The 19,598-nt window shown below is 72.3% G+C and carries 17 protein-coding genes; 14 read left to right on the top strand and 3 right to left on the bottom strand.

Annotation, left to right across the window (positions count from 1 at the left end; genetic code table 11):
• Positions 1-148: 148 nt before the first annotated feature.
• The 7 genes from ACWD1Z_RS06500 to ACWD1Z_RS06470 all read left to right on the top strand — a co-directional run bounded on the left by ACWD1Z_RS06500 (position 149) and on the right by ACWD1Z_RS06470 (position 8,987).
• Entirely contained in the window at positions 149-991 is an 843-nt protein-coding gene (locus ACWD1Z_RS06500; protein WP_451116059.1) for a nitrilase-related carbon-nitrogen hydrolase, read from the top strand.
• Positions 988-2,277, top strand: coding sequence for an aspartate aminotransferase family protein (locus ACWD1Z_RS06495; RefSeq protein ID WP_451116058.1), 1,290 nt, complete (start codon positions 988-990; stop codon positions 2,275-2,277). The genes ACWD1Z_RS06500 and ACWD1Z_RS06495 overlap by 4 nt, the downstream gene beginning before the upstream one ends.
• 35 nt (positions 2,278-2,312) lie before the next feature.
• Positions 2,313-3,887, top strand: coding sequence for a PucR family transcriptional regulator (locus ACWD1Z_RS06490; RefSeq protein ID WP_451116056.1), 1,575 nt, complete (start codon positions 2,313-2,315; stop codon positions 3,885-3,887).
• A 155-nt stretch (positions 3,888-4,042) separates the two neighbouring features.
• Entirely contained in the window at positions 4,043-4,885 is an 843-nt protein-coding gene (locus tag ACWD1Z_RS06485) for a nitrilase-related carbon-nitrogen hydrolase (RefSeq protein ID WP_451116054.1), read from the top strand.
• A gap of 31 nt (positions 4,886-4,916) precedes the next feature.
• Entirely contained in the window at positions 4,917-6,311 is a 1,395-nt protein-coding gene (gene hydA / locus ACWD1Z_RS06480) for a dihydropyrimidinase (RefSeq protein WP_451116052.1), read from the top strand.
• Positions 6,312-6,322: 11 nt separating this feature from the next.
• Positions 6,323-7,342 carry a TIGR03842 family LLM class F420-dependent oxidoreductase gene (locus tag ACWD1Z_RS06475; protein WP_451116051.1) on the top strand — a complete coding sequence of 340 codons (1,020 nt, stop codon included), beginning with the start codon at positions 6,323-6,325 and terminating at the stop codon, positions 7,340-7,342.
• A gap of 127 nt (positions 7,343-7,469) precedes the next feature.
• Positions 7,470-8,987 (top strand): NCS1 family nucleobase:cation symporter-1, encoded by a 1,518-nt coding sequence (locus ACWD1Z_RS06470; RefSeq protein WP_451116049.1) that lies wholly within the window; start codon positions 7,470-7,472, stop codon positions 8,985-8,987.
• A 19-nt stretch (positions 8,988-9,006) separates the two neighbouring features.
• Here the strand turns inward: ACWD1Z_RS06470 and ACWD1Z_RS06465 are convergent, their stop codons facing one another.
• Positions 9,007-9,678: a hypothetical protein gene (locus ACWD1Z_RS06465; protein ID WP_451116047.1), complete on the bottom strand. Its 672-nt coding sequence runs from the start codon at positions 9,676-9,678 to the stop codon at positions 9,007-9,009.
• Between the two features lie 148 nt (positions 9,679-9,826).
• Entirely contained in the window at positions 9,827-10,828 is a 1,002-nt protein-coding gene (locus ACWD1Z_RS06460; protein WP_451116045.1) for a carboxymuconolactone decarboxylase family protein, read from the bottom strand.
• A gap of 167 nt (positions 10,829-10,995) precedes the next feature.
• Between ACWD1Z_RS06460 and ACWD1Z_RS06455 the strand changes: the two genes are divergently transcribed.
• From ACWD1Z_RS06455 to ACWD1Z_RS06425, 7 genes are all read left to right on the top strand, one after another.
• Entirely contained in the window at positions 10,996-12,090 is a 1,095-nt protein-coding gene (locus ACWD1Z_RS06455; protein ID WP_451116043.1) for a sensor histidine kinase, read from the top strand.
• The gene (locus ACWD1Z_RS06450; RefSeq protein WP_451116042.1) at positions 12,087-12,752 is read left to right on the top strand and encodes a response regulator; all 666 of its coding nucleotides are present in this window, start codon (positions 12,087-12,089) and stop codon (positions 12,750-12,752) included. The genes ACWD1Z_RS06455 and ACWD1Z_RS06450 overlap by 4 nt, the downstream gene beginning before the upstream one ends.
• 82 nt (positions 12,753-12,834) lie before the next feature.
• Positions 12,835-14,658 carry a gamma-glutamyltransferase family protein gene (locus tag ACWD1Z_RS06445; RefSeq protein ID WP_451116040.1) on the top strand — a complete coding sequence of 608 codons (1,824 nt, stop codon included), beginning with the start codon at positions 12,835-12,837 and terminating at the stop codon, positions 14,656-14,658.
• A 140-nt stretch (positions 14,659-14,798) separates the two neighbouring features.
• Positions 14,799-15,647 carry an inositol monophosphatase family protein gene (locus ACWD1Z_RS06440; protein WP_451116038.1) on the top strand — a complete coding sequence of 283 codons (849 nt, stop codon included), beginning with the start codon at positions 14,799-14,801 and terminating at the stop codon, positions 15,645-15,647.
• Positions 15,648-15,756: 109 nt separating this feature from the next.
• Positions 15,757-17,166, top strand: coding sequence for a phytoene desaturase family protein (locus ACWD1Z_RS06435; protein ID WP_451116036.1), 1,410 nt, complete (start codon positions 15,757-15,759; stop codon positions 17,164-17,166).
• Positions 17,163-17,672 (top strand): O-acetyl-ADP-ribose deacetylase, encoded by a 510-nt coding sequence (locus ACWD1Z_RS06430; RefSeq protein WP_451116035.1) that lies wholly within the window; start codon positions 17,163-17,165, stop codon positions 17,670-17,672. The genes ACWD1Z_RS06435 and ACWD1Z_RS06430 overlap by 4 nt, the downstream gene beginning before the upstream one ends.
• A gap of 239 nt (positions 17,673-17,911) precedes the next feature.
• Positions 17,912-19,195 (top strand): hypothetical protein, encoded by a 1,284-nt coding sequence (locus ACWD1Z_RS06425; protein WP_451116033.1) that lies wholly within the window; start codon positions 17,912-17,914, stop codon positions 19,193-19,195.
• A 3-nt stretch (positions 19,196-19,198) separates the two neighbouring features.
• Here ACWD1Z_RS06425 and ACWD1Z_RS06420 read toward each other — a convergent pair whose 3' ends face one another.
• Entirely contained in the window at positions 19,199-19,555 is a 357-nt protein-coding gene (locus tag ACWD1Z_RS06420; protein WP_389420721.1) for an ArsR/SmtB family transcription factor, read from the bottom strand.
• Positions 19,556-19,598 lie beyond the last annotated feature (43 nt).

Below are 19,598 nucleotides of genomic sequence, written 5' to 3'. Positions count from 1 at the left end.
GACTCACCCACAGGAGTGTGAAACCGGATCGCCGCAGCGGGTTGCCGACGATGGTCTTGGCAAGCCCGTCCAGGAGGCTTACGTTCGTGCCTCTACGGCCTGCATCTACGGGCGTAGAGGCTCTGACGTCCCGTCGAAGGAGCAGCTCATGGCCAACGTCGTACGCGCCGCTCTGGTCCAGGCCACCTGGACCGGCGACACCGAGTCCATGGTGGCGAAACACGAGGAGCACGCACGCGAGGCGGCCCGCCGGGGCGCCCAGGTGATCGGGTTCCAGGAAGTCTTCAACGCCCCCTACTTCTGCCAGGTGCAGGATCCTGAGCACTACCGCTGGGCCGAGCCCGTCCCCGACGGGCCGACCGTGCGCCGGATGCGCGAACTCGCGCGCGAGACCGGCATGGTGATCGTCGTGCCGGTCTTCGAGATCGAGCAGTCCGGCTTCTACTACAACACCGCGGCCGTGATCGACGCCGACGGCTCCTACCTCGGCAAGTACCGCAAGCACCACATCCCGCAGGTCAAGGGCTTCTGGGAGAAGTACTACTTCAAACCCGGAAACGCCGGCTGGCCGGTCTTCGAGACCGCCGTCGGCAAGGTCGGCGTCTACATCTGCTACGACCGCCACTTCCCGGAGGGCTGGCGGCAACTGGGTCTGAACGGCGCCCAGTTGGTCTACAACCCGTCCGCCACCCACCGCGGGCTCTCGTCCCACCTGTGGCGCCTGGAGCAGCCCGCGGCGGCCGTCGCCAACGAGTACTTCGTCGCCGCGATCAACCGCGTCGGCGTCGAGGAGTACGGCGACAACGACTTCTACGGGACGAGCTACTTCGTCGACCCGCGCGGACAGTTCGTGGGGGAGGTCGCCAGTGACAGCGAGGAGGAACTCCTCGTCCGCGACCTCGACTTCGACGTCATCGAACAGGTGCGGCAGCAGTGGGCGTTCTACCGTGACCGCCGCCCCGACGCCTACGAAGGGCTGGTGCAGCCGTGACGGCCGACGATCTGCTGGGACGCCACCGCCGGGTGCTGCCCGACTGGCTCGCCCTCTACTACGAGGAGCCGCTGGAGATCACCCACGGCGAGGGCCGCCATGTCTGGGACGCCGAGGGCAACAAGTACCTCGACTTCTTCGGCGGCATCCTCACCACGATGACCGCGCACGCGCTGCCCGAGGTGACCAAGGCGGTGAGCGAACAGGCCGGGCGGATCATCCACTCCTCGACCCTGTACCTGAACCGCCCGATGGTCGAACTCGCCGAGCGGGTGGCCCAGTTGTCGGGCATCCCGGACGCCCGGGTCTTCTTCACCACCTCCGGCACCGAGGCCAACGACACCGCCCTGCTGCTCGCCACCGCCCACCGGCAGAGCAACACGCTGCTGGCGATGCGCAACAGCTACCACGGCCGCTCCTTCAGCGCGGTCGGCATCACCGGCAACCGCGGCTGGTCCCCGACCTCCCTGTCCCCGCTGCAGACGCTGTACGTCCACGGCGGGGTGCGCACGCGCGGCCCGTACGCCTCGCTCGGCGACGAGGACTTCATCGCGGCCTGCGTCGAGGACCTGAAGGACCTGCTCGGCCACACCCGGGCGCCCGCGGCCCTGATCGCCGAGCCCGTGCAGGGCGTCGGCGGCTTCACCTCCCCGCCGGACGGCCTGTACGCGGCCTTCCGCGAGGTGCTCGCCGAGCGCGGCATCCTCTGGATCGCCGACGAGGTGCAGACCGGCTGGGGCCGCACCGGCGACCACTTCTGGGGCTGGCAGGCGCACGGCAGGAACGGCCCGCCGGACATCGTCACCTTCGCCAAGGGCATCGGCAACGGGATGTCCATCGGCGGGGTGATCGCCCGCGCCGAGATCATGAACTGCCTGGACGCCAACAGCATCTCGACGTTCGGCGGCACCCAGGTCACCATGGCGGCGGGGCTCGCCAACCTGACGTACCTCCTGGAGCACGACCTCCAGGGCAACGCCCGGCGGGTCGGCGGGCTGCTCATCGAGCGGCTGCGGGCGGTCGCCGCGCAGGTGCCGCACGTACGGGAGGTGCGCGGGCGCGGCCTGATGATCGGCATCGAGCTGGCCGAGCCCGGGACGGACCGGGCGGCTCCCGAGGCGGCCGCCGCGGTCCTGGAGGCGGCCCGCGCGGACGGGCTCCTGATCGGCAAGGGCGGCGGTCATGACACCAGCGCGCTGCGGGTCGCCCCGCCGCTGTCGCTGTCCGTCGCGGAGGCCGAGGAGGGTGCCGCGATCCTCGAACGCGCTCTGCGGAGCCTTCGGTAACGCGCTCTGCGGAGCCTTCAGCAAGGGACACCGCCATGACCACCACCCTGGAACCCGCCCTGTCGGTCCGTCAGGTCCTCACCCTGGAGCGGGTGCTGGCCGGGGAGCCCGAGGTGGTGGCCGGCGCCGGCCAGCTCGACCGGCCGGTGCGCTGGGTGCACGTGGCCGAGGCCGCCGACGTCGGCGTGATGCTCAGGGGCGGCGAGATGGTGCTGACCACCGGGGTGCTGCTGGCCGGTGACGACGGCGCCCAGGCCGAGTACATCCGGTCCCTGCACCGCGCGGAGGCCGCGGCCGTGGTCCTCGGACTCGGCCGCGCCTTCCCGGCCGCCCCGGACGTGATGCGCCGGGCCGCCGAGCGGTGCGGGCTGCCGATGGTGGTCCTGCACCGGCCCTTCCCCTTCGCCGAGCTGACCGAGGAGGTCCAGTCCCGGCTGGTGCGGCGGAAGTTCGCCGCCGTCAGCCTCTCGGAGTCGGTACGGACCGCGCTCACCGCCCTGATCACCGGGGGTGCCCCGCTCCAGCGGCTGCTCGACGAGATCGCCCTGCACAGCGCCTGCCCGGTCGTCGTCACCAACCTCGCCCACCGGGTGCTGGCCACCGCGGGCGAGCGGTCGGCCGTGGACGACGTGCTGCGCGACTGGGACCGCATCGCCCGGCAGGCATGGGGGCACCACCCAGGCCTTTCAGGCACTGGGGGAGGCAGTGCGGGCGACGGCTGGATCCGGGCCGAACTCGGCGGCCGGGGCGAGCGCTGGGGCCGGATCGTGCTGTGCGGCCACCGCGGCGACTCCGCCACCGGACGGCTGCTCGCCGACCGCGCCGCCGAGGCCCTGGTGCTGCACCGCATGCTCGGCGGCGCCTCCGCCCGCAGCTGGGAGGAGCAGTCCGCGCAGGGCCTGCTCACCGACCTGGTCAGCGGGGTCGTACCGGCCAGGCAGGTGCTGCCCCGGGCGCGGGCGGCCGGACTGCCCGTCAACCGGCGCACCTTCGTGCCGCTGGTCGTCCGGGGCGGCGACCCCGTCCACCTGGACCGGGTGCTGCGGACGCTGGGGCTCCCCGGCATCGTCGCGGAGCTGGCCGAGCCGGTCACCGCCGTCCTGCTGAGCCTCGCCCGGGACCAGGACGCGGGCGTGCTCACCGCCAACTTCGCGACCCGGCTGCGCGCGGAGGCACCCGGCACCGTCGTGGCCGCCGCCGACCCCCGCGCCGCCTGGGACGACGTGCCCGCGGGACTGCGCGAGGCGCGGCATGTCGCCGACGCCGTGACCGACGTCCTCGACGTCCCCGCGGTGGTGCGCCTCAGGGACGTCCATCTGCGTGGCCTGATACGGCTGTTGCGGGACGACCCGCAGGTGCAGTCCTTCGCGGAACGGGAGTTGGACGGACTGCTCGGCGGCCCCGAGGAGGACCTGCTGGCGGTGCTGCGCACCTACCTCGCCACCGGCCGCAACAAGTCCCGCACCGCCCAGCTCCACCATGTCTCCCGGCCCGCGCTCTACCGCCGCCTGGAGGCCATACAGGGCCGCCTCGGGGTGGACCTCGACGACTTCGAGCAGGCCGCCTCGGTGCACATCGCCCTGCTCGCACACGATGCGCAACAGAGCTGAAACATACGACGACCTGGGAAAACGGCGGTGAAACATGGGCCTGAGACAGGGTGACACCGTGGCACGCCGGATGCCCGCAGACGTGACACCGTGCCAATCGAAGCAGGCCCTCGGACTTCCTAGTCTCGCTGCACACCGAGCGACCGGAGGTCCCGATGAGCCGAGTGATCCGCGCCGCCCTCTTCCAGACCGCGTGGACGGGCGACAAGGAGTCCATGATCCAGGTGCACGAGCAGGCGGCCCGCGACGCCGCCGCCCAGGGTGCACAGGTGCTGTGCTTCCAGGAGCTGTTCTACGGACCGTACTTCTGCCAGGTGCAGGACAAGGCGTTCTACGAGTACGCCGAACAGATCCCCGAGGGCCCGATCGTCCGGCGGTTCCAGGCGCTCGCCAAGGAGCTGGGCATCGTGCTGATCCTGCCGATGTACGAGGAGGAGCAGCCCGGCGTGCTGTACAACACCGCCGCCGTGCTCGACGCGGACGGCTCGTACCTCGGCAAGTACCGCAAGCACCACATCCCCCAAGTGCCCGGGTTCTGGGAGAAGTTCTACTTCCGGCCCGGCAACCTCGGCTGGCCCGTCTTCGACACCCGGGTCGGCCGGATCGGCGTCTACATCTGCTACGACCGCCACTTCCCCGAGGGCTGGCGGGCGCTGGGCCTCGCGGGCGCCGAGATCGTCTTCAACCCCTCGGCCACCTCGCGCGGCCTGTCCGCCTACCTGTGGCAGCTGGAGCAGCCGGCGGCGGCCGTCGCCAACGAGTACTTCGTCGGGGCGATCAACCGGGTCGGCGTCGAGGAGCTGGGCGACAACGACTTCTACGGGACGACGTACTTCGTCGACCCCGAGGCCCGGTTCGTGGGCGAGGTGGCCTCCGACAAGGAGACCGAACTCGTCGTCCGCGACCTGGACATGGCCACGCTGCGCGAGGTCCGCGACCGCTGGCAGTTCTACCGGGACCGCCGCCCCGACGCCTACCCCCCGCTGACCGCACCTTGAGCACACCGCCCACCCCGGGAGGAGAGGGACCATGAGCAGCCGTACCGTCATCCGTGGCGGTCTCGTCATCACCGCGTCCGACGAGGTCCACGCCGACGTCCTGATCGAGGACGGCCGCATCGCCGCCCTCACCGTGCCCGGTACGCAGAGCTGGAGCGCGGACCGCACGATCGACGCCACCGGGAAGTACGTCATCCCGGGCGGGGTCGACGCCCACACCCACATGGAGCTGCCCTTCGGCGGCACCTTCGCCTCCGACACCTTCGAGACCGGCACCCGGGCCGCCGCCTGGGGCGGTACGACCACCATCGTGGACTTCGCCGTGCAGAGCGTCGGACACAGTCTGCGCGAGGGCCTGGACGCCTGGCACGCCAAGGCCGAGGGCAACTGCGCGATCGACTACGGCTTCCACATGATCGTCTCCGACGTGAACCAGGACACGCTCAAGGAGATGGACCTGCTGGTGGAGGAGGGCGTCACCTCCTTCAAGCAGTTCATGGCCTACCCGGGCGTCTTCTACAGTGACGACGGCCAGATCCTGCGCGCCATGCAGCGCTCCGCCGAGAACGGCGGCCTGATCATGATGCACGCCGAGAACGGCATCGCCATCGACGTGCTGGTGGAACAGGCCCTGGCGCGCGGGGAGACCGACCCGCGCTACCACGGGGAGGTGCGCAAGGCACTGCTGGAGGCCGAGGCCACGCACCGCGCCATCCGGCTCGCGCAGGTCGCGGGCGCGCCGCTGTACGTCGTGCACGTCTCGGCGATGGAGGCGGTCGCCGAGCTGGCGCGAGCGCGCGACGACGGGCTCAACGTCTTCGGCGAGACCTGCCCGCAGTACCTGTTCCTGTCCACCGACAACCTCGCCGAGCCCGGCTTCGAGGGCGCCAAGTACGTCTGCTCCACGCCGCTGCGCCCCAGGGAGCACCAGGCCAGGCTCTGGCAGGGGCTGCGCACCAATGACCTCCAGGTCGTCTCCACCGACCACTGCCCGTTCTGCTTCGTGGGCCAGAAGGAGCTCGGCCGGGGTGACTTCTCCAAGATCCCCAATGGTCTGCCGGGGGTGGAGAACCGTATGGACCTCCTCCACCAGGCCGTGGTCGACGGGCACATCTCGCGTCGCCGGTGGATCGAGATCGCCTGCGCCACCCCGGCCCGGATGTTCGGCATGTACCCGAAGAAGGGCACCCTGGCGCCCGGCTCCGACGCCGACGTCGTCATCTACGACCCGGGCGCCGAGCAGGTCATCTCGGCGGACACCCACCACATGAACGTCGACTACTCGGCCTACGAGGGCAGGCGCATCACCGGCCGGGTGGAGACGGTCCTCTCGCGCGGCGAAGTCGTCATCAGCGAGCGGGAGTACACCGGCCGCGCCGGGCACGGGGTCTACACGCCCCGCTCCACCTGTCAGTACCTCATCTAGGAGTGGCGCACATGGACTTCGGACTCGTCCTGCAGACCGACCCGCCCGCCTCGAAGGTCGTCAGCCTGATGAAGCGGGCCGAGCGCAACGGCTTCACCCACGGCTGGACCTTCGACTCCGCCGTGCTGTGGCAGGAACCGTTCGTGATCTACAGCCAGATCCTCGCCCACACCACCAAGCTGACGGTCGGGCCCATGGTCACCAACCCGGGCACCCGCACCTGGGAGGTCACCGCCTCCACCTTCGCCACCCTCAACGACATGTTCGGCAACCGCACGATCTGCGGCATCGGCCGCGGCGACTCCGCGATGCGGGTGGCCGGCCGCAAGCCCAACACCCTCGCCCGGATCAGCGAGGCCATGAAGGTCATCCGCGCCCTCGGCAGCGGCGAGGAGGCCGACCTCGGCGGCACGGTGATCAGGTTCCCGTGGATCAAGCCGGGCGCCGAACTCCCCGTCTGGATGGCCGCGTACGGCCCGAAGGCGCTGAAGATGACCGGCGAGGAGGCGGACGGCTTCATCCTCCAGCTCGCCGACCTGTACCTCACCGAGTACATGGTCAAGGCGGTCAAGGACGCGGCCGTCGCCGCGGGACGCCGGGCCGACGAGGTGAGGATCTGCGTCGCCGCCCCCGCGTACGTCACCGACGACGACTCGCCCGCGGCCCTCGCCCACGCCCGTGAGCAGTGCCGCTGGTTCGGCGGGATGGTCGGCAACCACGTGGCCGACCTGGTGTCCAAGTACGGCGAGCACTCCGCCGCCGTACCCGATGAACTCACCGACTACATCAAGGCCCGTGAGGGGTACGACTACTCCCACCACGGACGGGCCGACAACCCCGACACCGCCTTCGTGCCGGACGAGATCGTCGACCGGTTCTGCCTCATCGGTCCCGTCGGCAAGCACATCGAGAAGCTGACCGCCCTGCGCGAGCTGGGTGTCGACCAGTTCGCCGTCTACGACATGCACGACGCCCAGGAAGCCGTCATCGACGCGTACGGGGCCCACGTCATCCCCGCGCTCCGCGGCTGACCTCCCTCCCGACACCCCCTTCCCGCCGTCCCGGGGAGGGGGCCCAGGGCGCATTCCCTCAGCGCACCCCCCCATCGGCGCCACCCGCACGGCCTTTCCCGTCCCACCGTCCCTGATTGGCCTGCCCATGACCGACACCGCTCCCACGGCGATACCGCCGTCCTCCCAAGTCACCCTGGCCGACGGCCGGGTGGAGCTCGCCCCGGGGTCCCCGCCGCCCAGCGGCCGTTACGCCAACGACGACCTGCTCCCGGTCCCGGTGGAGAAGCGGACCTGGACCACGTACAACTTCTCCGCCCTGTGGGTCGGCATGGCCCACAACACCGCCTCCTGGACCCTGGCCTCCGGGCTCATCGCCGTCGGCATGGACTGGAAGCAGGCGGTGTTCACCATCGCGCTGGCCAATGTGATCGTGCTGGTGCCGATGCTGCTCACCGGGCACGCCGGACCCAAGTACGGCATTCCCTTCCCGGTGTTCGCGCGCGCCTCCTTCGGCATCCGCGGCGCCAACCTGCCCGCCGTCGTACGGGCGTTGGTGGCCTGCGGCTGGTTCGGCATCCAGACCTGGATCGGCGGCGAGGCGATCTTCTTCCTGGCCGGGAAGCTGATCGGGGACGGCTGGGCCGACGCGGGGAGGATCGGCGGGTACGCCTGGACCATGTGGCTGTCCTTCGCGATCTTCTGGGCGATCCAGGTCGCGATCATCTACCGGGGCATGGAGACGATCCGCCGGTTCGAGAACTGGGCGGCGCCCTTCGTGCTGGTCGGCGCCTTCGTGATGCTGTGGTGGATGAGCGAGAAGGCCGGCGGCTTCGGCCCGCTGCTGGACCAGCCCTCGAAGCTCGGCTGGGGCGGCGACTTCTGGAAGCTGTTCTGGCCCTCCCTCATGGGCATGATCGGCTTCTGGTCCACGCTCTCCCTGAACATCCCGGACTTCACCCGGTACGGAAGGAGTCAGAAGGCCCAGACCTGGGGACAGGCTCTCGGACTGCCCACGACCATGACGCTGTTCGCGTTCCTGTCGGTGATGGTCACCTCCGGCTCGGCGGCGGTGTACGGCGAACCGATCTGGGACCCGGTGCAGTTGGCCGCCAAGACCGACAACGTGGTCGGACTGCTCTTCGCCCTGGTGACCGTGCTGGTGGCGACCCTGTCGGTGAACATCGCCGCCAACCTGGTCTCCCCGGCCTTCGACTTCTCCAACATCGCGCCTCGGAAGATCAGTTTCCGCGCCGGCGCCCTCGCCACCTGCGTCCTCGGCGTGCTGATCTTCCCCTGGAAGCTGTACTCCGACCCGCAGGGCTACATCTTCACCTGGCTCGGCCTGGTCGGCGGACTGCTCGGCACGGTCGCCGGCATCGTCATCGCCGACTACTGGATCCTGCGCCGCGCCCGGCTCGACCTGACCGACCTGTACCGCACCGGCGGGCGCTACTGGTACGAGGGCGGCTGGAACTGGCGGGCCGTCGTGGCCTTCCTGGCCGGCGGTGTGCTCGCCATCGGCGGCGCGGACTTCGACCCGCTGATCGACGGCACGCCCGTCCCCGCGCTCTCCTCGCTCGCCGACTACGGCTGGGCGGTGGGTCTGGGCACCTCGATGGTGCTGTATCTCGCGCTGATGCTGCCGCGTCGGAGCAGCGTCTAGCGGGCCCGCGGGAGGACGGTCAGCCCGTCCGGCCGTCCTCCAGCGCCGCCACCGCCTCCTTGGCGGCCTTGATGGCGCCCTTGTTGATCTCGTCCGAGCCGGGCGCCTGCTTCGTCTCGAAGTCGCTGCCGTTGTAGGTGACGACGACCAGCGCGTTGGACACCTGGGCCAGCACCACGCCCTCGCGGGTCTGCTGCTTGTCCTCGGTGGTCAGGTTCACCACCGAATACCCCGCGTCCCCGAGGCCCGGAACATCCCCTCCGCCGCTCTTGTCCTCGACTCGCTGCTGGTACGACTTCTGTGCCGCTTCGTCCGAGTCCGTGATCTCGAAGGAGACGTCGAGCCAGCGGTAGTCGTACCCCTGGAGCGCGTTCCAGGAGCAGGTGCGGCGCAGTTCGGCGTCCGTGGACGGGATCTCCTTGCCGGCGGCCTTGGCGCCCGGAACCAGCGACTTGACCGTGGCCGAGGAGACGCTGTCGCAGGGCGCGGGGGCCCCGGTGTACGTCTTCGAGGCGGCCGAGGTCGAGGGTGCCGAGGCGGACTTGTGCTCCGTCCTCTGCTGCGCCTGCGGCGCGGCGGCCTCCGGTTCCGCGGCGAACGGGCCGGACGTCAGCGCCCAGCCCGCCACGGCGAGCACCACGACGGGGGACAGGCGGGCGGTGAGGGCGAGCGGGAGGGGGTAGGAACGCACGGCGCACTTTTCGTGGGGGACGGTGCGGAGGGGGTCCGCACTGCGGACGGGACGGCAGTTTCGCACGACTGACTGTGGGGCGGAAGGGTCAACTCGCTCCGTGCACGGGCGGTGACGCAGGCCCACCGCCCGTGCGCGCTCTGCCCTGTTATGTCCGTGCGATGGACCGGCTCAGCGCGGACTCGATCCGGTCCACCGCCGTGAACGCCCCGTAGGCCACGAGGTGCACCAGGCAGTGGTCGGTGTGCTCGGGCCGCCGCCAGGCCGCCACGTCCTCGTCGGTGATCCGGTACGGCGCGAGGGCGGCCAGCAGCGCCAGCCGCGCCCCCGGCCGTTCCCGGCGGTCCGGGAACCCTTCGAGCGCCGGTCCCGGATGCCGCCCGTCCCAGTGCCACAGCCGCTCCCGTACGACGGCCCGCTCGTCGGCGTCGAGCAGCTCGGCGCCCGCCATGGCCGCCCGCAGCAGCGCCGCGTAGGCCGGTCCCACGGCACGGTCGCCCGCCCACGCGGGAGCCTCGCCGGGCTCAAGGCTGTCCAGCAGTGCGAGCGACGCGCCGGGCACGGCCGTGCGGCGCACGGTCCGGGAGAGCGAACGGCCGGCCAGGCTGCGCACCACCCTCAGCCGCTGGGCGTTCGCCGGCATCAGGCCCCCGTTCACCAGGGCCGACACCATCCGGTTGATGAAGTGGAAGGCGAGCGCCGTGCCGACGTACCCGGGGGCGTGGGCACGGGGGAAGGGGTACGGCTGCGACGCGGGGCTGGGCACCCGGGTCCGCCTGCCCCACTCCAGTACGCGCGCGTGCTCCTCGTTCTCCGGGCGCTCTCCTCGCACCAGGCGTTCGGCGAGGGTGTGGTCGCCGGTGGCGTGCAGCAGCACGGTGTGGGCGTCCACGCAGAACGGGCACTGGTTGGCCTGGGACACCCCGAGCGCCGCGAGCTCCTTGCCGGTCCGGCCGCCGGGGCCCGCGATCAGCGACTCGCGCATCAACGCCCAGGTGGCGGTGAGGATTTCCGGTGCCGAGGAGAGCACCACGAAGGTGACCGGTTCGTCGATGCCGAAGTCATGCGAGAGCTGCCGGTAGACCTCGGTGACACGGCCGGTGGCCGCCTTGGGCGGCACGGGCCGGGTGTAACGGAAGGGTGTGGTCATGGGCAGCAGCGTGCTCCGGGCGGGGGCCCGCGGTCGTCGTACGGCCGAAGGGAGTTGACGCTGCTCCGCGCGGGTCGCCGGGGAGCGGGAACTACTGCGGGGGGAGTAGTGCCGGAGTTGTCCACAGGGCTGACGCCGGTGTCGGTGCGGGCGTCTACTGTGCCGTCATGAGCGGGATCACGGTCACACGCGCGCAGCTCGCCGACGCGGCCCTGGCGGTCGTCGTCGGCGCCCTGGTGCTGGCCACGGCGGACGGTGCGGCGCTCGTGGACTACGCGCTCGCGGCCGCGGGCTGTGCGGCGCTCGCGTTCCACCGGGCGGCGCCCCGGGCCGTGCTGGCGGTCGCCACCGTGAGCGGCGCCGCCTACGTGCTGCACGCCCAGCCCGGAACCCTGGCCGCCCTGCCCGTCATCGGCGCCGTGCACACGGCGGCCCGGGTCGGCCACCGGGCCCTCGCGGGGGCGGCGGCCGGGGCCTTCCTCGCCGCGCACCTCGCCACCGGACCCGGCACCCAGGAGGTGCTGGAGAAGTCCGCGCTGCTCGCGGGCTGGTTCCTGTGCGCGGTGGTGACCGGGCTCGCCGACCGCAACTGGCAGGCCTACCTGCGCCAGACCGAACAGCGCGCCGTGGAGGCCGAGCGCACCCGGGAGGAGGCCGCCCTGCGCCGGGCCGGTGAGGAACGCCTGCGGATAGCCAGGGAGTTGCACGACTCGCTCACGCACAGCATCTCCATCGTGAAGCTCCAGGCCGGCGTCGCCGTGCACCTCGCCCGCAAGCGCGGCGAGGAGGTGCCGCCCGCCCTGCTCGCCATCCAGGAGGCGAGCGGGGAGGCCATGCGCGAACTGCGGGCCACCCTGGAGGTGCTGCGCACCGACGAGCCGGGCGGCGACCCGGCGCTGCTGGTGGAACGGGCCCGGGCGGCGGGCCTCGCGGCCGAGCTGGCGGTGACCGGGGACGCCCGCCCGCTGCCCGCGACCGTGGACCGGGCCGTCTACCGCATCGTCCAGGAGGCGCTCACCAACGCGGCACGGCACGCGGGACAGGCGCAGGTCAGCGTGGAACTCGCCTACGGCCGGCAGGACGTGACGATCCGGGTGGACGACGACGGCAACGCCGTCCCGGACCGTCCGCCGGTGCCCGGCATCGGGCTCACCGGCATGCGGGAGCGCGTCACCGCCCTCGGCGGCACGCTGCACGCGGGCCCGCGCGCGGAGGGCGGCTTCTCGGTGCGGGCGCGGCTGCCGCTGGGGGAGGCAGGATGATCAGGGTCGCGCTGGTCGACGACCAGGCGCTGATGCGGGCCGGGTTCCGGGCCCTGCTGGACGCCGAGGACGGCATCGAGGTGGTCGGCGAGGCGGCCGACGGGGAGCGGGGCGTGGCCCTCGTCCGCGCGCAGGCCCCCGACATCGCCCTGATCGACGTACAGATGCCGGTGATGACCGGTATCGAGGCGACCCGCCTGATCGCCGCCGACCCCGCCCTCGCGGACGTCCGCGTGGTGATGCTCACCAACTACGGCCACGACGAGTACGTCTTCGAGGCGCTGCGCGCGGGCGCGAGCGGCTTCCTGCTGAAGGACACCGAACCGGCCGACCTGCTCCAGGCGATCGAGGTCGTGGCACGCGGCGAGGCACTGCTGTCCCCGTCGGTGACCCGCACGCTCATCGGCGAGTTCGTCGCCCGCCCCCCGGACCGGGCCACCGCCCCCGGCCTGGAGGGCCTCACCCGCCGCGAACGCGAGGTGACGGCGCTGGCCGCCCGCGGCCTGAGCAACGAGGAGATCGCCGAGCACATGGTCATCAGCCCCTACACGGCCAAGACCCACGTCAGCCGCGCCATGACCAAACTGGGCGCCCGCGACCGCGCCCAACTGGTGGTGTTCGCCTACGAGTCGGGACTGGTGACGGCACGCGGCGGGAACTGAGCCGGGGCCGGCGACAGCGCGCGGCGGGAAGTGACCCGCGTACGATCGCCCGACCGGCAGCCGCGCAGTGAGGAGCCCGTCCGTGTTCACCTCCCGCCCCACGCTCCAGGGCACCTTCGGCATGGTGTCCTCCACCCACTGGCTGGCCTCCCAGTCGGCCATGGCGGTGCTGGAGGACGGCGGCAACGCCTACGACGCCGCCGTGGCGGGGGCGTTCGTCCTGCACGTCGTCGAGCCGCACCTGAACGGCCCGGCCGGCGAGGTCCCGATCCTGCTCGCCCCGGCGGGCGGCGAGGTACGGGTGCTGTGCGGCCAGGGCGTCACCCCGGCCGGCGCGACCGTCGCGCACTACCGGGGACTCGGCCTGGACCTGGTCCCGGGCACCGGCCCGCTCGCCGCCGCGGTGCCCGGCGCCTTCGACGCCTGGATGCTCCTCCTGCGCGACCACGGCACCAAGTCCCTCGCCGACGTGCTCAAGTACGCCGTCGGATACGCCGAACACGGACACGCGCCCGTGGAGAACGTCGGCGCCACCGTCGAGGCCGTACGGGAGCTGTTCGAGACGGAGTGGACGTCGTCGGCGCGGGTGTACCTGCCGGACGGCACGCCGCCGCGCCCCGGACGGCTGTTCCGCAACCCCGCCCTCGCCGCCACCTGGAAGCGGCTGCTCGCCGAGGTGGAAGGGGCCGGCGACCGGGAGGCGCGGATCGAGGCGGCCCGCCAGGTGTGGCGCACCGGATTCATCGCCGAGGCGCTCGTCCGGCAGGCCCGGCGGCCCACCCTGGACACCAGCGGCGAGCGCCAAACCGGCACCCTCACCGCCGACGACCTGGCCGGCTGGTCCGCGACGTACGAGGCACCGGTGACGTACGACTGGAACGGCTGGACGCTGTGCAAGCCCGGCCCCTGGAGCCAGGGCCCGGTGCTGCTCCAGCAGCTCGCGCTGCTCCCCGCCGAGCTGCCGCCCTACGGCTCCGCCGGCTACGTCCACCTGCTGATCGAGGGCTGCAAGCTCGCCATGGCCGACCGGGAGGCCTGGTACGGGGACGCGGGCGAGGTACCGGTCGGGGAGCTGCTGTCCGCGCGGTACAACGCGCACCGGCGGACGCTCGTGGGCACCGGCGCCTCCCACGAGCTGCGGCCCGGCAGCCCCGGCGGGCGGCAGCCCAGGCTGTCGGCGCACGCGCGCGTGGTGCTCGACGACGCCTCCCTCCCGGCACCCGGCGCCGGTGAGCCCACGGTCGCCCGGCACCCGGCCTCACCCGTGCCCGGCGAGCCCCAGGTGGGCGGGGACGGGGCCACCCGGGGCGACACCTGCCACCTGGACGTCGTCGACCGCTGGGGCAACATGGTCTCGGCCACGCCCAGCGGCGGCTGGCTCCAGTCCAACCCCGTCGTGCCCGAACTGGGCTTCCCGCTCGGCAGCCGGCTCCAGATGACCTGGCTGGAGGAGGGGCTGCCCGCCTCGCTGACCCCGGGGCGGCGCCCGCGCACCACGCTCTCGCCCTCGCTCGCCCTGCGCGACGGGGAGCCGGTCCTGGCCTTCGGCACGCCCGGCGGCGATCAGCAGGACCAGTGGCAGCTGCACTTCTTCCTGGCGGTGGCGCTGCGCGGGCCGGTGCGCGGCGGCCTCGACCTCCAGGGCGCGATCGACGCCCCGAACTGGCACAACGACAGCTTCCCCGGCTCCTTCTTCCCGCGCGGGATGCGGCCGGGCAGCGTGACCGTCGAGTCACGCATGGCCGCTGACGTGATCGAGGACCTGCTCGGGCGGGGGCACCGGGTGACGGTCGGCGACCCCTGGTCGGAGGGGCGGCTGTGCGCGGTCGCACGGGATCCGTACACGGGGGTGCTGTCGGCGGCGGCCAATCCGCGGGGGATGCAGGGGTACGCCGTGGGACGGTGACGGCCGGGGGAGGCCCGGCATCAACCGACGTATTCACGCCGATTCGGGATGCCCGGTGTGAATCTGCCTGTTCACGCTGATTCCACCCGGTTTTTACTGGCGGGGCGGGGATTGTCAGTGGGGCGTGCTCTCATGGAGACATGATCGTAGACACGGAAACCATCGACGAGTTTCTCGCTCGGCACGCCTCTGACGTGGAGGAAGCAGTCCGCCAGGCCGCCGCCCGGGAGATAGTGCCGCGCTGGCGGAAGCTCGCCGCGCACGAAGTCGACCAGAAGAGCGGACCGCACGACCTGGTGACGGACGCCGACCGCAGGGCCGAGCAGTACCTCACCGAAGCGCTCGGCGCGCTGTTGCCCGGCTCCGTCGTGGTCGGCGAGGAGGCGGTGCACGCCAACCCCGCGACCTACGCGGCGATACAGGGCGAGGCGCCCGTCTGGATCGTCGACCCCGTCGACGGCACCCGCCAGTTCGTCCACGGCGACCCCGGATTCTGCACCCTCGTCGCGCTGGCCCAGGGCGGCGAGCTGCTCGCCTCCTGGACCTACGCGCCGGCCCGCGACCAGCTGGCCACCGCGATACGCGGCCGGGGCGCCTGGCTCGACGGCGAGCGGCTGCACTCCGGTGCGCCGGAGGCGGGCCGCGACCTGCGGGTGGCGACGTCCCACCCGGACTACACCACCGACGAGCAGAAGCAGGCCCTGCTCGGCCTGTGGAGCGAGGGTGTGGCGCCGCGTGCCTGCGGCTCGGCGGGCCTGGAGTACCTGGCCGTCGCGCGGGGCGAGTCGGACGCGGTCGCGTTCAGCTGGGAAGCGGCCTGGGACCACGCGGCGGGCCTGCTGCTCGTGGAGGAGGCGGGCGGCGCCCATCTCACCCTGACCGGCGAGCCGTTCCGCATCACCGGCGGCAACGCCCTGCCGTTCACGGCGGCGCGGGACGCGGCCACGGCGAGGCGGGTGCGGGAGCTTCTGGGGCGAGCGGCGCCCTGACCCACCGAGCGGCGCGATCCGATAGGGCCCGGCCCTGCCCGTGGGCGGGCCCGGCATATCCTGACCTCGCATGGCCATCGGCTGACGAAGGAGTCCGAAGGTGCCGTCGATGCTCGACGCGGTAGTGGTGGGTGCGGGGCCGAACGGACTGACCGCTGCCGTGGAGCTGGCCCGCCGCGGGTTTTCCGTCGCCCTGTTCGAGGCGCGTGACACCGTCGGCGGGGGAGCCCGCACCGAGGAACTCACCCTCCCCGGGTTCCGCCACGACCCGTGCTCGGCGGTGCATCCGCTCGGCGCCAACTCCCCGGCGTTCCGGGCCCTTCCCCTGGAGCGGTACGGCCTGCGGTGGCTGGACGCCGACCTGCCGATGGCGCACCCGTTCCCCGACGGCACCGCCGCCGTGCTCTCCCGCTCGGTCGGGGAGACGGCCGCCTCGTTCGGCGCGCGGGACGCGGGGGCGTACCGCAGGCTGGTCCAGCCGTTCCTGCCGCGCTGGGACACCCTGCTCCGGGACTTCATGTCCCTGCCGCTGACCGCGCTGCCCCGCGATCCGGTCACGCTCGCCCGCTTCGGCCTCGCGGGCCTGCCGCCCTCGACCTGGCAGACCCGCCGCTTCCACGGGGAGCGCGCCAAGACCCTGTTCGCCGGTCTGGTGGCCCATGTGATGGCCCCGCTGAACGGCTTCGCCACCAGCGCCGTGGGCCTGGTCTTCGCGCTGGCCGCGCACGCCCGCGGCTGGCCGGTGGCCCGGGGCGGCTCCCAGGCGATCTCGGACGCGCTGGCCGCGTATCTGCGCGACCTCGGCGGCGCGATCCACACCGACTACGAGGTCAAGCGGCTCGACGACCTGCCGCCCGCGCGCGCGTACGTCTTCGACACCTCACCCACCGCCCTGGCTCGGATCGCCGGGCTCGGCCGCTACTACGACACCTACCGGTACGGCGCGGGCGTCTTCAAGATCGACTACGCGCTGGACGGACCGGTCCCGTGGACCGCGCCGGAGGCCCGCCGCGCGGGGACCGTGCAGATCGGGGCCGACAGCGCGGAGATCGGCGCCGCGCTGCGCGCCGCCTCCCGGGAGGGCCGGGCGCCCGACCGGCCGTTCATGATCACGGCCCAGCCGAGCGTCGTCGACCCGAGCCGGGCCCCGGAGGGCAAGCAGGTGTTCTGGGCGTACGCCCATGTGCCCAACGGCTGGACCGGCGACCTCACGGACGCGATGGAACGCCAACTGGAGCGTTACGCCCCGGGCTTCCGCGACCGCGTCCTCGCCCGCGCCACCGCAGGGCCGCCCGAGCTCGCCGCTCGCAACGCCAACTACGTGGGCGGTGACATCGGTTCCGGCGCGGCCTCCGGACTCCAGCTCGTGCTGCGGCCCAAGATCTCCCTGTTCCCCTACGGCACTCCGCATCCGGCGGTCTTCATCTGCTCCTCCGCCACCCCGCCCGGACCCGGGGTGCACGGGATGTCGGGACACAACGCGGCGAAGGCCGTCTGGAGGAGGCTGAGGCAGACATGACCACCCTCACGCTGGTCCAGGGCGACATCACCCGCCAGAGCGCCGACGCGATCGTCAACGCCGCCAACTCCTCCCTGCTCGGCGGGGGCGGAGTGGACGGCGCGATCCACCGCCGGGGCGGACCGGCGATCCTGGAGGAGTGCCGCAAGCTGCGCGCCTCCCGGTACGGCAGGGGCCTGCCCACGGGCCGGGCGGTCGCCACCACGGCCGGGGACCTGGACGCCCGCTGGGTGATCCACACCGTCGGCCCCGTCTTCAGCCCCACGGAGGACCGCTCCGACCTCCTCGCCTCCTGCTACCGCGCATCCCTGGCCGTGGCCGACGAACTGGGCGCCCGCACCGTCGCCTTCCCGGCCATCTCCACCGGCGTCTACCGCTGGCCCATGGCGGACGCGGCCCGGATCGCGGTCGAGACGGTCCGGACGACGCCGACGGAGGTCGAGGAGGTGACGTTCGTCCTGTTCGACGAACGGGCCTACGAGACGTTCACCGCCCAACTCCCCTGACCACCTGACCCTCCCGGAGCACGGCGCCCACCCTCTGGAAGGCCTGCGCCGGGCTGACACCCTGGCCTTCCGGGCCCACCGCGCGATCAACGCCGACCCGGAACAGGCAGCCCGAGTCCAGCCGGTATGACCGGGCCGCCCCCGGCCCCACCCCCCAGCCTCACCCGGACGGCCCGTCACGGTCGCCGCCCTCCCGCCCCCGGGGTCTGCTGACCCCAGGGCACAGGAGGGAGACCGGTATGGCAGGTGACGGGGAGCTGCCGAGAGGGCCTCAGGCGGAGCTGGAGCGGCTGCGGGCCCGAGTCGAAGCGCTGGAGGCCGAGCGCGCCGTGCGTCCGCGACGGCACCGCGTCAAGTCGCTGCTCGCCGCCCTGCTCATCGTCCTGGGCTGCATCCTCACCCCGCTGGGCGCCCTCGCGGCGTGGACCGCCGACATCACGCGGGACAGCGACCGCTACGTCGACACGGTCGAACCCCTCGCGCGTGACCGGGACATCCAGAACGCCGTGGCGGGGCGGGTCAGCGATGCCGTGATGGCCCATCTCGACCTGAAGGCGCTGCTGTCGCAGACCCCGGCCGCGGACCGGCCGCTGGTGGAGAAGGCCCTGGGACAGCTGGGCGGTTCGCTGGAGAACGCGGTCCGCAGCTTCGTGCACGACAAGGCACAGGCGGTCATCGCCTCGGACACCTTCGACCGCATCTGGGCCGAGGCCAACCGCCGGGTCCACAAGGCCGTCGTCAAGGCGCTGACCGGCGAGGGCGGCGGCGCGGTGAAGGTGGAGGGCGACGCGGTGACCATCGACCTCGGTCCGGTCGTCGCAGAGGTCAAGAAGCGTCTCGTCGACGACGGCTTGACGGTCGCGGGGAAGATCCCCGAGATCCACACCGACTTCACGGTCATCAAGTCGGAGGACATCGGCCAGGCCCGTACCGGGTTCCGGCTGCTGCAGCTCACCGGATTCTGGCTCCCGATCGTCTCCGTGCTGCTGATCGCGGGCGGGGTCCTGCTGGCCACGCACCGCCGCCGGGCCCTGATCGCGGGCGCGCTCGGCTTCGCCTTCGCGGCCGGCCTGCTCGGCATCGCCCTGACCGTCTTCCGCATCGTGTATCTCGACGCCCTGCCCTCCGGCATCTCGCAGCCCGCCGCCGAGGCCGTGTACAACACCATGGTCCGCTTCCTGCGCACCGGCATCCGCGTGGCGCTCGCCCTCGGTGTGGTCGTCGCCCTCGCCGCCTGGCTCACCGGACCCGGCCGCCGGGCAGGATTCGTACGGCAGATGTGGCACGCGGGCATCGGCGCCGTGCGCTCGACGGCCGACCGGGCGGGCCTGCGCACCGGACCAGTGGGACCTTTCACCCACCGCTACCGCGCCTGGATCTCCTGGCTGCTGGTGGCCGCGGCGGTCCTGACGTTCGTGCTGTGGCCCTATCCGACCGGCTGGGTCGTCGTCGGCCTGGCTCTCACCCTGCTCCTCGCGCTCGCGATCGTCGACTTCGTGGCCGAGGACGAGGTCACCGCGTAACCCTCACTCCGTGGCGTCACTGATCCCCAGCCGCAGATGCTCCACGTGATAGACGGCCTGGTCGAGGAGTTCGGCGACATGGTGGTCGTGCAGCGCGTACACGACCGACCGGCCGCGCCGCTCACCCACCACCAGGCCCAGATTGCGCAGCAGCCGCAGCTGGTGCGAGCAGGCGGACTGCTCCATGCCCACCTCCGCGGCCAACTCGGTGGCCGGCAGCGGTCCTTCGCGCAGCCGCGCGAGGATCAGCAGGCGGGAGGGGGTGGACAGGGCCTGGAGGGTGGTCGCCACCTTCGCGACATTGTCCGCGTCCAGGCGTACGCGCTCATCCGCGGTGGTGGTGACGGCTCCATGACCCATGGGCGTATCCTACCCACCACACATGAACAGATGAATGAGTCTT

The sequence above is a fragment of the Streptomyces sp. NPDC002784 genome (assembly GCF_053592135.1).
This window is presented reverse-complemented; position numbering and strand designations above follow the sequence as displayed.